This window comes from Phormidium pseudopriestleyi FRX01 (assembly GCF_017313335.1).
In the GTDB taxonomy this organism is placed as follows: Bacteria; Cyanobacteriota; Cyanobacteriia; order Cyanobacteriales; family Laspinemataceae; genus Laspinema; species Laspinema pseudopriestleyi.
The window spans coordinates 1-11,580 of sequence record NZ_JAFLQW010000610.1 but is presented as its reverse complement, the minus strand read 5'-3'; the positions used below and the strand labels follow the sequence as shown (position 1 = coordinate 11,580).

Sequence of the window (11,580 nt, the reverse complement as noted above, 5' to 3'; positions counted from 1 at the left end):
TGTCGAGAATATGGAGTGAGATATAACCAACATAGTTCTTTTTGGTCAGGATTATCATCCCATTATCGTTGGCTCCGAAAAATGGGAACTACTTTTTAGATTTTTTGAATCTTTTTCGGCAAGAGCGATCGCCAATGTTGCCGGGTTGAAAATCCGATTAAAAAATCCTCAAACTGTGTTGGTAGATTTGCGAGAACCCTCTGAGTATAAGTCGTGACATATCCCTAACGCGATCCATTGTCCGTATCCTCAATCTCGGTTCACATAAGAACCTTTAAACCATGAAACTAAAAATGCTTTCCCGCACACTTTCCCCAGAACTACTTCATAACATAGATGCCTACTGGCGCGCTGCCAACTATCTCTCGGTTGGACAGATTTATCTCTACGACAATCCACTGCTAAAGGAACCACTACAACTCTCTCATGTTAAACCAATTGTGGTCGGACATTGGGGGACGACACCCGGTCAAAACTTCATCTATGTTCATTTAAATCGGGCGATCGCCAAGTATGACCTAAATATGTTCTATATCGCTGGTCCTGGTCACGGCGGGCCTGCACTCGTGAGCCATACTTACCTTGAAGGTACTTACAGTGAGATCTATCCCAACATCAGCCAAGACGAAGACGGGATGCAAAAACTGTTCAAGCAATTCTCCTTTCCTGGCGGGATTTCCAGCCATGTTGCACCGACAACGCCGGGGTCAATTCACGAAGGCGGTGAACTAGGATACTCGCTCAGTCACGCTTTTGGAGCCGTGTTCGACAATCCCGATCTGATCGTTGCCTGCGTCATCGGCGACGGTGAGGCGGAGACAGGACCCTTGGCGACCGCATGGCATTCCAATAAGTTTCTCAATCCAATTACCGACGGTGTTGTTCTGCCAATTCTGCACCTGAATGGCTATAAGATTAACAATCCGACCGTCCTAGCTCGCATCGAGCATGAAGAGTTGGAGCAATTTCTCCGGGGTTGCGGCTGGACACCCTACTTTGTGGAAGGTGATGAGCCTGAAAAGATGCACGAACTGATGGCAAGCACGCTGGATCGTGCCATTGAGGATATTCAGCAAATTCAGAGCCATGCGAGAAGCGAGAACGATGCGACGCGACCGCGTTGGCCTGTTATCGTCCTCAAGTCACCCAAGGGCTGGACGGGACCGAAAGTTGTGGATGGGCTGCAAATCGAGGGTACATCGCGATCGCATCAAGTGCCATTACTGGTGAATTCCGAGCATCCCGATCATGTCCAGCAGTTGGAAAGCTGGATGAAAAGCTACAAGCCAGAAGAACTGTTCGATGCTAACGGAGGCCTTCTACAGGAACTATCTGAGTTAGCTCCCAAGGGCGATCGGCGGATGGGCGCGAACCTCCATACCAACGGCGGTATGTTGCTGCGGGATCTGCGAATGCCTGACTTCCGCGACCATGCCATACCTGTGCCATCCCCTGGTGCTATTAGCGCTCAGGACACCCTCGTACTGGGCAAGTTCTTCCGGGACATCACCGAACTAAATCAAGAACAGCGGAATTTCCGCATCTTCGGTCCCGATGAGACACTCTCGAATTTTTTGGGTGCGGTGTTTGAAGTCACCAATCGTCAGTGGGATGCACAGACCGAAAAGAACGATGAATTCCTCGCACCAGATGGGCGAGTGGTGGACTCAATGCTCAGTGAGCACCAGTGCGAAGGCTGGTTGGAAGGCTATCTGCTGACCGGGCGGCACGGACTATTCAACAGCTATGAGGCGTTCATTCGCATTGTTGATTCGATGTTTAGCCAGCACGCTAAGTGGTTGAAGGTCACGGCAGAACTCCCTTGGCGTCGCCCGATCGCCTCCCTGAACTATTTGCTCACTTCCCATGTCTGGCAGCAGGATCACAACGGTTTCACCCATCAAGATCCCGGATTTCTCGACCATGTGATCAATAAGAAAGCCGATATCGTGCGGGTGTATCTGCCCCCCGATGCGAACTGTCTGCTGTCGGTCTTCGATCACTGCCTGCGTAGCCGAAACTATGTGAATGTGGTGGTAGCTGGCAAACACGCCATGCCGCAATGGTTGACTATGGATGCAGCCGTTATCCATTGCACCGAAGGAATCGGCATCTGGCAATGGGCCAGCAATGACCAAGATACTGAACCAGACGTGGTGATGGCTTGCTGTGGTGATACACCGACCCTAGAGATTTTAGCTGCTGTCTCTATTCTGCGTCAGCATCTACCCGATCTGAAAATCCGAGTGATTAATGTCGTCGATCTGATGAAGTTGCAGTCAGCCAGCGAACACCCACATGGGCTTAATGAAACGGACTATGATTCGCTGTTCACAACAGATAAACATATTATCTTTGGCTTTCACGGATACCCTTGGCTGGTGCATCGGTTGACTTACCGCCGTACTAATCACAACCTCCATGTCCGAGGTTATAAGGAAGAGGGCACGATCACGACACCCTTTGATATCAGGGTTCAGAATGAACTCGATCGCTTCCATCTGGTGCAGGATGTGATTGATCGCCTGCCGCATTTGGGCAGTGAGGGTGCTTATCTCAAACAGATGATGCAGGACAAGCTGATTGAACACAATCTGTACATTAACCAGCATGGCAAGGATCTGCCAGAAATCCTGCACTGGCAGTGGAGTAAGGTGGTTCCCCCCAAACGAGAATCCGTTGGGAAAACAGCAGTATTAACCTAAAACGAAACTAAGGAGAACACTATGCAAATTCAAATCAGAACTGACCACAATATTGAAGGTCATCAGGCCCTAGCCGATCGAGTGAGTAGCGTCGTCAAGGATGCTCTGAGCCGATTCAGCGATCGCATCACATCTGTTGATGTACACCTGAGCAATCAGAACAGTGAACAAGAAGACGGTAATGACAGCCTGCGCTGCATGATTGAAGCCCGTCTCGAAGGACTTCAGCCCATTGCGGTCACCGATCAAGCCGCCACTCTTGACCAAGCCGTTGACGGTGCTGCCGATAAAATGACTCACTTGATTGAGAGCACACTGGGACGGATCGAGCACCAAGCAAGTCAACGGACTGACCCACCTCTGTCTTGATCGTTTGAGTCTGTGAAGTTTCTGAAAAAGCCTACAGTCACGAGGGCATAAGAAAGTGAAAAGAAGTGTAATATTTTCTACTTTGTCTAGTGCAGTTAATCAGATCAATCCCGAAATCAAACCCTAACTAATTAGGATCAAGAACATCCCTAAAAAGCAGAGTAAGCCAAACGATGAAAACTACTTCAGCGATCGCCAAAAAATCCCAAGTCGAAACTCTCGCTAAACTCTACCTAGAAAGTGCTCCAGCAGAGATTTCCGAGGCAACAATCTCAGAATTGTGTGATTGGCTCTGGGGTGAGTTTCAGAGTACCCCACTCAATCTAGAATTCTCATGGTACGAGCGCTATAACAATGCCGCAGAGATGTTTACTGACATCAAGCAAAGTCATCTCTGGGTATCTGCCGAGAATTACGTACGGCACAACGATGGTAATTGACTCCATCTATAGCTTTATTTTCCAGGGAATGCACGACAATGACCACTATCTCACCCAGAGCGATTTCAGCCTAGAAGGAGAAATCGCCACCTACAATGCCACCGCAAAACGTGCGCCCAGCCTGGAGATTCAAAAGATTATCTATTCTGAAAGCGTCCTGAGACCGGCTGCCTATCTTTTCCTGGGGCATCCACCAATCTCCAAAATCGTCTTTCCCTAACTCAATACAGGCACTCAATCTCTAAGTATCCTTGTCATTCACATTAATCTCTCTGCAATAAAAATAAAGGAATAATCCCATGACCACAACCATAATGTCATTGAAGAATACCGAAATTCGTTGGGCGGATATCATTGATTATCCCCAGACTGGAGCCAAGAACAAGATTCTGCTGGAAGATGGAAACGGACGATATATGCTGATGTGTCTAGCGATGGGAATGCAGATGGCAGAACATACTAATCCTCGCAATGCCACAGTGAATGTCATTGAAGGACAAGGCGTGCTAACCCTGGAAGACCAAGAGATTATTCTGGAATCGGGAGTCTTTGCTTTTGTACCGGCTAACTCACGCCACGCACTTAAAGCAGAGACAAACCTCGCCTTTTTATTGACGCTCTCTGAACAGGTTACTGGTTCCAATTCTTGACCTTAACGTTCCAAAAATTAGGAAATTAGCATCATGATTCGACTCCTCGTTAATTTTTTAGAAGCCTTGTTGAATACCTTTTATCAGGGAAGCGATCGCGCCTTTGCACGATTCTTTGTTCTGGAGACCGTTGCTCGTGTACCCTATTTTGCTTTCACCTCTGTTTTACACCTCTATGAAACGATGGGCTGGTGGCGCAAATCTGACTGGCTAAAAGTGCATTTTTCAGAGTCCTGGAATGAACTGCACCATCTGCTGATTGCCGAATCCCTCGGTGGCAATGATCGCTGGTACGATCGCTACCTTGCCCGGATCGGAGGATTGATTTACTACTGGATCATCGTTTTGGTATATATGCTCAACGCCCGTGCTGCCTACAACTTCATGCAACAAGTTGAAGAACACGCCTACCACACCTATGATCTGTTTCTCAAAGAACACGGTGAAGAACTCAAACAAATGCCTGCCCCAAAAGTGGCAATTAACTACTATCTGAATGCCGACTTGTATATGTTTGATGAATTTCAGACGACGCACCCTGAAGCCTTTCGTCGTCCTCAAATTGAGAACCTCTACGATGTCTTTGTTGCCGTTCGCGAAGATGAATTAGAACACGTCAAAACGATGATTGCCTGTCAACAACCTGAAGCCCAAGAGACATTCCAAAGCCCCCACGCCGAGAATCGTCCTGCATTGCCCGAATCAGTAAGAGCCGCGATTGAATTGCAAGCCGCGCAAATTATAAAGGAAGCAGAAAAAGAACCCGTTCAAATATAGCAATTACCAAGGAGAATGACCATGTTAGACATCGCTCTAATGAGCACAAAAGAGATCCATAAGCTCTTGAAAAAAGTTGGACATGGGCACCTGGGCTGTTGTTTTGAAGGGCATCCCTATGTTGTGCCCATGCACTACTATTTTGATGAAATTTAACATTCAGCTTTCAATAGCATTCACGCAGACAGGAGATAGCAATGAGCAAGCAATTAGGACTGTGGATTGACCATCGTCAGGCGACTATAGCAATCCTTGCGTGCCGTTGTGGAAGACGTCGGCGGCCCCCAACATAAGGCGGCCCAGAACGGGAGAGGGGAGAAGACAGATGTTATAAATCCTGCAAGGAATGCTATATCGTGGCCGTGACGGAGAAAGGAGAAGAGACTAGCGAGATCCTCTCAGAAGTATAAAAACAACTACGACGGTCGGGCGATTCACCCCTGAAAGGGCCTTATGAAGCGCTTCAGGTACCCGCCGACGATAGCCGTCAAAGGGTACGCACGGGAGAACTCAATACTTACTATGACGAGGTTATTGTCCATAACGGCAAGGAAATCCTGCAAGAGCTGTGCGGACATCTAAATTTCGATCTAGATACTGTCTCGTCGGCCAACTGTATTCCCTGCCGGATGCCCTACATCACGAGTATGTTTATGCCCCGTGCCTACGGCGATCGCCCGCTGCCTGTACCCAAAAACTCCAAGAACCTGGCCTTTGTCAGCCAGTTTGTTGAAATCCCTGATGATGTCGTTTTTACGGTATAATATTCCATCCGGGTGGCGCAAATGGCCGTCTACGAACTGCTGGGCATCGGTGGTTAAGGCGTTTCGGTAACGCTGCCACTGCCGATCGCGCGATCGGCCTTGATCAAGTTGAGTGTTAACAACACAAAATGCAACCTATTTCAGCAAGTCCTAGTTATCAACAGGTTTGAATTATCGAAACCAAGATTTATCGTAAGGATTAAGATAGTACCAATTAAATGACAACGATTCAGTCCATCTTAAAAGGAGAAACCAATGCAAACTTTATACCGGCGTATTCTAAACTTTATTTTGGTCATGGGGGTCACCCTACTGTCCGTGGGTTGGAATCAGGCGATCGCCTCCGCCGCTCCCATCATTCCCAATGCCAACGAGTTGGCCCATGCTGTGCAAGAAATTGAATCCCTGGATGCCATGCGGACGGGGTTAGCCTCCTCCCTGGAAGGCAGTACCGAGGTGCCTACGAAGCAAACTATGAAAGAGGTCTGCCGTCCGGTAGGAATGCGAGCTATCCAGCTTAGTCAAGAGAACGGCTGGCAGGTCAAACAAATTGCTAAAAAGTATCGCAATCCGGATCATGCACCCAATAATTTACATGATATAATAGGATTAGCAAAATTCAACCAAGAGCCGGAGCTAATTGGTTTTTGGGATCGAGAAACCCTGGATAAACAGATGGGAACACGCTACTACCGTCGTATTGAAGTGGAAGCCAGTTGCCTGGCTTGTCATGGGTTAAAAGATAGCCGCCCGCAGTTTATTAAAGATGGCTACCCCCAAGATTTGGCTTATGACTTCAACGTGGGGGACTTGCGGGGAATGTATGCCGTTTTTATTCCCGATAATATCCAGAAAGCTATTCAAGATGCGACCAATTAACACTAAATCAATCTATTTGAAGAATAATCAGAATGAAAAGAATTTTACGTTTTATCCGATCAGTATTCATCGTCGGAATCTTAGCTGGGATATTGATGATTAATCTGTCAGTCTCTCCGGCTCAGGCTGTTATTCGCCAATTAGAAGAAGAACCAGGGCAGACAGTTTACCAGTCGGAGATTTATAAGTCTCGCCAAATGCTCAAGGATCAACAGGGCAACAGTTGGCAAGCGATCGCCTTTGAACGGATTCTTCCTGATCATCAGGACAGTATATACTTGCGTCTAGTTGCATTTCCAGGCACCGCAAACATCGATCACTCCCAGCCCCTAACTATTACTAACTCGATGAGCGAAACTTTGACTGCCGTAGATGTATCTGAGGATATGTTTATGGACGACACCAAAATGGCCACTAATGCAGGGGAGTATGATTTACAGCCAATCTTGATGCAATTGGAATCAGCAATCCCCTTGCGGCTAATCCTGCAAACCCTAGACCAACAAGAAATTGTCCTTAATGTTTCTCCCGCTGTGGTTGAAGAATGGCGATCGTTGACTGTTCAAAAGTAATCACTCTATAGCCAATAGACCTCTTGCAAAAGTTTAATATTGCGTAACAAAATTAAACTTTTCAGACATTGTTTTGGTATTTATGCAAGAGGTATAATAGTTATGCAGTGACGGATCAATTTAACATCTACAAATACTTTGGGAGTGATCATAATGAACTTAGAAAGTCTTGCGGCTCTTAAGCCCTATCTCAGCTTTTTTCATCCCGTTACTATGTGGGTTTTGTTAGCCCTGGCGTTCTACACTCTATACCTCGGAGTACAGGTTCGACGGACAAGGCTGGCAGAAGGAGAGCCGAAAAAAGAACTAATCAAGGGTCGGTTTGCCATTCGCCATCATCAAGTTGGTTCTATATTCTTGGCGCTAATCGTCATGGGGGCGATCGGGGGGATCACCGTAACCTACATCAACAGTGGGAAAATCGTTATTGGCCCTCACCTATTTGCCGGGTTAGGAATCGTGGGGTTGGTTTCCGCCTCTGCGGCGTTGGTGCCCTTTATGCAAAAGCATGATTGGGTTCGCAATGTGCATATTTCTTTAAATGTGGTTCTTCTGGGATTGTTTGGTTGGCAAGCCTTAACCGGGGTACAAATTGTGCAAAATATTTTGAGCCAAATGGGGTCAAGTCCTACCCCTTAGCGATCGCTATAGCAATCGTCAATGATTTATGACATCTTCATCTCCCCTCTCCCCCTTTGGGAGAGGCCTGTCCTGAGCCCTGAGCCCTGAGCCCTGAGCCCTGAGCCCTGAGCCAGTCGAAGGGTCGAAGGGTCGAAGGGTCGAAGGGTCGAAGGGTCGAAGGGGGTTGGGGGCCGCCGACGGATTCCACAACGGATAAAGGATCGGATATATAGCAATCCTAAATGATTTATGACATATATAGCCCCCCTCTCCCCCTTTGGGAGATGGGTTGGGGGTGAGGGCATTCCACAACGGATAAAGGATCGGATATAGACCTTGAAAACCCATTAAAATCCTCATGAAAACCTCTTTAGACTGTATTCCCTGTCTGTTGCGCCAATCCCTAGATGCGGCTCGGTTAATATCTACAGATCCATCGGTGCATGAGCACCTTATTCGGGATACTCTGAGTTGGGCTGGGGAGATGGACTTAAATCAATCACCCCCCGCGATGGCCCAACGGATTCATCGACGGTTGCGCGATCTCACAGGGGTAGATGATCCTTACCGTGGGACGAAAGATTGGCAAAATCGCTTAGGGATGGAGTTGATCCCGGCGCTCCGGGCTGAGGTTGAATCTGCCACCGATCCATTATTGATGGCTGCTCGTCTGGCGATCGCCGGAAATGTCATTGATATGGGCAGTAATGGCAACCTGACAGAGGCGGATGTGCGACAGGCTTTAAACCAAGCCCTGACAGAGCCATTTTTCGGACAACAGTCCGAGTTCCGTCAGGCGATCGCCCAAGCCAAATCAATTTTATATTTAGCTGACAATGCCGGTGAAATTGCCTTTGATCGACTGCTGGTTGAACAACTTTTGCCAACGCGGGTTACCTTTGTCGTGCGCGGTGCGCCAGTCCTTAATGATGCCACGCTTGTCGATGCACAAACGGTAGGACTGGATCAAATTGTCGAAGTGATCGACAATGGTTCAGATGCTCCAGGCACTCTTTTAACCGACTGTAATCAGGAGCTTCGCGATCGCTTTGCCACTGCCGACCTGATTATTGCGAAGGGTCAGGGGAATTTTGAGAGTCTCTGTGACGAACCCGGCAATATTTTTTTCTTATTCAAAGTCAAATGTCTGGTGATTGCCAATCTCGTTAACCAACCGACCGGGACACAAATGTTGGTATATTCTAAACTGGGTGCAGCTTATGGGGTGTGATCATGGGGTTTTAAAGAGTACCAACCGCATTATTACCAGGGAAAACGGAACATGATTGAACAGCTTGTGATCACAGTTTTAGTGGATAACACCCCTGGCGGGAGGGGACTGCTAGGTGAGCATGGACTCTCTTTTATGATTGAAACCGATGCCCAATAATTTCATCAGGAGTTATCTATGTCTGAATCAATGAACCAACAAATTCTGCTCAAAAGTTACCCAACTGGAGCACCAACGAGGAGCAATTTTGCCTTAGTCGAGACTGCAATTCCACAGCCAAGGGACGGAGAAGTCCTCAACCGTACCATTTATCTATCCCTCGACCCCTATATGCGAGGGCGCATGAGCGATCGCGAGTCCTATGCAACTCCAGCAGAATTAGGCAAGGTCATGGTAGGTAGCACTGTCAGCCAAGTAATGAAATCAAAGCATCCCCAATTTTCAGAGGGAGATTTCGTTGTGGGGTATGACGGTTGGCAAGCCTATGGAATTTCAAAAGGTGAAAGCTTGAGAAAACTTGACCCCAATCAAGTACCAATCTCCTATGCCTTGGGCATTACCGGAATGCCTGGAATGACCGCCTATTTTTCGCTACTAGATATAGGCCAACCCAAAGCCGGCGAAACTGTTGTGGTTTCTGCTGCATCTGGCGCGGCGGGTTCGGTGGTGGGTCAAATTGCCAAAATCAAAGGCTGTCGGGCAGTGGGCGTGGTTGGCAGCGATCAGAAATGTGATTACATTGTCAATGAATTAGGATTTGATGCCTGTATCAACCGCAAAACTCAAGACCTGAATTCAGCTTTGAAAGCGGCTTGTCCCAATGGAATTGATGTCTATGTCGATCATACAGCCGGGCCAATTCTAGAAGCCGTGTTGCAGCAGATCAATCTGGGAGCCAGAATTCCCTTGGTGGGACTGATCTCTCAGTACAATGCCGAAAAGTTACCGACCGGACCAAACCTGATGCCGCTCTTGGTAAAACGTGCACTAATCAAAGGTTTTCTGGTGGGGGATTATCAAGAACGTCATGCAGAGTTTATCCATGATGTATCTCAGTGGTTACAGGCCGGTAAGCTCAAGTACAAAGAAGATGTCGTGAAAGGTCTGGAAGCCGCTCCCGATGCCTTTATGGGTTTATTTCAAGGGCAAAACTTTGGCAAGTTAATTGTTCAAGTTGGTGATAACCCAACTGAGCACTAAACCATCAATATCTTAGGAGTAGGTGTAGTTCATGAAGCTAACGAATGTCCAAAAACTTATAGACACTGCCAAGACGCTGGTTGCCAGCGACAAGGGACTGCTGGCAATGGATGAGAGCAATCCCACCTGCAACAAACGCTTTGCCAAACTGGGGATTCCTCAAACAGAGGAGTGCCGACGCGCCTATCGGGAGTTAATTGTCACTACGCCCGGTTTGGGTGAGTTTATCAGTGGCGCGATCTTGTACGACGAGACAATCCGTCAGCAAAAAAAAGATGGCACGCCCTTTCTGCAAGTCATCGCCGAAGCGGGAATCATTCCTGGTATCAAGGTGGATATGGGTGCCAAGGCCCTGGCGGGTCATCCCGGCGAAACCATTACTGAGGGTCTGGATGGCTTGCGCGATCGCCTCCAAGAATACGCTCAAATGGGCGCTCGTTTTGCCAAGTGGCGCGCAGTGCTTACCATCGGCGCTGACATTCCCAGCGCGGGGGGCATCGAAGCAAACGCGCAGGCGTTAGCCCGCTATGCCGCGTTGTGCCAGGAAGCCGGACTGGTTCCCATTGTCGAGCCGGAAGTGTTGATGGATGGCGAGCATACGCTGGAGCAATGCGGCGAAGTAACGGCGGCAGTTCTGCAAATTGTCTTTCAACAGCTTTACACCCAACGGGTGCTACTGGAGGGGATGATCCTCAAGCCCAATATGGTGCTGCCGGGATTGACCTGTCCTCAGCAAGCATCGGTAGATGAGGTGGCTGATGCCACGGTGCAGTGTTTGTTGCGAACAGTTCCCGCTGCTGTTCCTGGGATCGCATTTTTGTCGGGTGGTCAATCCAGTGAAATAGCCTCGGCTCGTTTGAATGCTATGAACCTTCGCTTCAAAGTGCAAGCACCTTGGGCATTGACGTTTTCCTTTGGCCGCGCCATCCAGCAACCCGCGTTGGAACTTTGGCACGGCAAGGAGTCGAACGTGTTAGCGGCACAACAGGCTTTGCTGCATCGAGCCAGGTACAATGGAGCAGCGCGTCAGGGCGAATACAAGACAGACATGGAAAGGAGGACAACATGAATACAGATAACTTTACAACCCTACGACTTTACCTGATTCGCCACAAGATGCAAGTCAATAAATCTCATCAGTCTGTGGTTCTTGAAAAAGAGGCCGCAAAAAAATTGAAGTTTGGCAAGAATAGTGGGTTTAAGACCGAACTAAGACGAAGGGTTGACGAATTTTTTCAAAATCCCGATCGCCAGGCTCGTGATTGTCTGCAAATGTATGCGAAAACCATTATCTTGTTGTTTAGCTTTTTCGGATTATATTCTCTATTAGTTTTGGTAGCTCAGACATGGTGGCAGGTAATTCCCTTGTGCA

Annotated in this window: 14 protein-coding genes and 1 pseudogene; all 15 read left to right on the top strand. The window is 48.1% G+C overall.

Annotated elements, in window-relative coordinates:
- The first annotated feature begins 281 nt into the window (after nucleotides 1-281).
- Nucleotides 282-2,705, top strand: coding sequence for a phosphoketolase family protein (locus J0895_RS23340; protein WP_207090386.1), 2,424 nt, complete (start codon nucleotides 282-284; stop codon nucleotides 2,703-2,705).
- A gap of 21 nt (nucleotides 2,706-2,726) precedes the next feature.
- Nucleotides 2,727-3,074, top strand: coding sequence for an HPF/RaiA family ribosome-associated protein (locus J0895_RS23335; protein WP_207090385.1), 348 nt, complete (start codon nucleotides 2,727-2,729; stop codon nucleotides 3,072-3,074).
- Between the two features lie 173 nt (nucleotides 3,075-3,247).
- Nucleotides 3,248-3,514: a hypothetical protein gene (locus J0895_RS23330; protein ID WP_207090384.1), complete on the top strand. Its 267-nt coding sequence runs from the start codon at nucleotides 3,248-3,250 to the stop codon at nucleotides 3,512-3,514.
- A complete protein-coding gene (locus J0895_RS23325) occupies nucleotides 3,504-3,734 on the top strand; it encodes a hypothetical protein (RefSeq protein WP_207090383.1) in 231 nt (76 codons plus the stop codon). The genes J0895_RS23330 and J0895_RS23325 overlap by 11 nt, the downstream gene beginning before the upstream one ends.
- 79 nt (nucleotides 3,735-3,813) lie before the next feature.
- Nucleotides 3,814-4,164, top strand: coding sequence for a cupin domain-containing protein (locus J0895_RS23320; RefSeq protein WP_207090382.1), 351 nt, complete (start codon nucleotides 3,814-3,816; stop codon nucleotides 4,162-4,164).
- A 33-nt stretch (nucleotides 4,165-4,197) separates the two neighbouring features.
- Nucleotides 4,198-4,941 carry an alternative oxidase gene (locus J0895_RS23315; protein ID WP_207090381.1) on the top strand — a complete coding sequence of 248 codons (744 nt, stop codon included), beginning with the start codon at nucleotides 4,198-4,200 and terminating at the stop codon, nucleotides 4,939-4,941.
- A gap of 15 nt (nucleotides 4,942-4,956) precedes the next feature.
- Nucleotides 4,957-5,097 carry a pyridoxamine 5'-phosphate oxidase family protein gene (locus tag J0895_RS26600; protein WP_340643572.1) on the top strand — a complete coding sequence of 47 codons (141 nt, stop codon included), beginning with the start codon at nucleotides 4,957-4,959 and terminating at the stop codon, nucleotides 5,095-5,097.
- A 284-nt stretch (nucleotides 5,098-5,381) separates the two neighbouring features.
- Nucleotides 5,382-5,705: an oleate hydratase gene (locus tag J0895_RS26595; protein WP_207090387.1), complete on the top strand. Its 324-nt coding sequence runs from the start codon at nucleotides 5,382-5,384 to the stop codon at nucleotides 5,703-5,705.
- Nucleotides 5,706-5,960: 255 nt separating this feature from the next.
- Nucleotides 5,961-6,584 carry a Tll0287-like domain-containing protein gene (locus J0895_RS23300; protein WP_207090379.1) on the top strand — a complete coding sequence of 208 codons (624 nt, stop codon included), beginning with the start codon at nucleotides 5,961-5,963 and terminating at the stop codon, nucleotides 6,582-6,584.
- A gap of 95 nt (nucleotides 6,585-6,679) precedes the next feature.
- Complete coding sequence (locus J0895_RS23295; RefSeq protein ID WP_207090378.1) at nucleotides 6,680-7,156, top strand: DUF3122 domain-containing protein; 477 nt, start codon at nucleotides 6,680-6,682, stop codon at nucleotides 7,154-7,156.
- A gap of 153 nt (nucleotides 7,157-7,309) precedes the next feature.
- Nucleotides 7,310-7,795, top strand: coding sequence for a DUF4079 domain-containing protein (locus tag J0895_RS23290; protein WP_207090377.1), 486 nt, complete (start codon nucleotides 7,310-7,312; stop codon nucleotides 7,793-7,795).
- 340 nt (nucleotides 7,796-8,135) lie between these two features.
- Entirely contained in the window at nucleotides 8,136-9,008 is an 873-nt protein-coding gene (locus J0895_RS23285; protein ID WP_207090376.1) for a damage-control phosphatase ARMT1 family protein, read from the top strand.
- A gap of 177 nt (nucleotides 9,009-9,185) precedes the next feature.
- On the top strand, nucleotides 9,186-10,208 hold the full coding sequence (locus tag J0895_RS23275; RefSeq protein ID WP_207090375.1) for an NADP-dependent oxidoreductase: 1,023 nt from the start codon (nucleotides 9,186-9,188) through the stop codon (nucleotides 10,206-10,208).
- A 31-nt stretch (nucleotides 10,209-10,239) separates the two neighbouring features.
- Nucleotides 10,240-11,277 (top strand): class I fructose-bisphosphate aldolase, encoded by a 1,038-nt coding sequence (locus J0895_RS23270; protein WP_207090374.1) that lies wholly within the window; start codon nucleotides 10,240-10,242, stop codon nucleotides 11,275-11,277.
- Nucleotides 11,274-11,580 (top strand): annotated as a pseudogene (locus tag J0895_RS23265) (hypothetical protein); the annotation flags it as partial. The gene J0895_RS23270 and the pseudogene J0895_RS23265, both read left to right, overlap by 4 nt.

Bases quoted from the DNA above. Each gene is read 5' to 3' on its own strand.
- J0895_RS23330 (WP_207090384.1), top strand. From the start codon at position 3,248: ATGAAAACTACTTCAGCGATCGCCAAAAAATCCCAAGTCGAAACTCTC.
- J0895_RS23295 (WP_207090378.1), top strand. From the start codon at position 6,680: ATGATTAATCTGTCAGTCTCTCCGGCTCAGGCTGTTATTCGCCAATTA.
- J0895_RS23300 (WP_207090379.1), top strand. From the start codon at position 5,961: ATGCAAACTTTATACCGGCGTATTCTAAACTTTATTTTGGTCATGGGG.
- J0895_RS23325 (WP_207090383.1), top strand. From the start codon at position 3,504: ATGGTAATTGACTCCATCTATAGCTTTATTTTCCAGGGAATGCACGAC.
- J0895_RS23285 (WP_207090376.1), top strand. From the start codon at position 8,136: ATGAAAACCTCTTTAGACTGTATTCCCTGTCTGTTGCGCCAATCCCTA.
- J0895_RS23315 (WP_207090381.1), top strand. From the start codon at position 4,198: ATGATTCGACTCCTCGTTAATTTTTTAGAAGCCTTGTTGAATACCTTT.
- J0895_RS23340 (WP_207090386.1), top strand. From the start codon at position 282: ATGAAACTAAAAATGCTTTCCCGCACACTTTCCCCAGAACTACTTCAT.
- J0895_RS23290 (WP_207090377.1), top strand. From the start codon at position 7,310: ATGAACTTAGAAAGTCTTGCGGCTCTTAAGCCCTATCTCAGCTTTTTT.
- J0895_RS23335 (WP_207090385.1), top strand. From the start codon at position 2,727: ATGCAAATTCAAATCAGAACTGACCACAATATTGAAGGTCATCAGGCC.
- J0895_RS26600 (WP_340643572.1), top strand. From the start codon at position 4,957: ATGACCATGTTAGACATCGCTCTAATGAGCACAAAAGAGATCCATAAG.
- J0895_RS23320 (WP_207090382.1), top strand. From the start codon at position 3,814: ATGACCACAACCATAATGTCATTGAAGAATACCGAAATTCGTTGGGCG.
- J0895_RS23270 (WP_207090374.1), top strand. From the start codon at position 10,240: ATGAAGCTAACGAATGTCCAAAAACTTATAGACACTGCCAAGACGCTG.
- J0895_RS23275 (WP_207090375.1), top strand. From the start codon at position 9,186: ATGTCTGAATCAATGAACCAACAAATTCTGCTCAAAAGTTACCCAACT.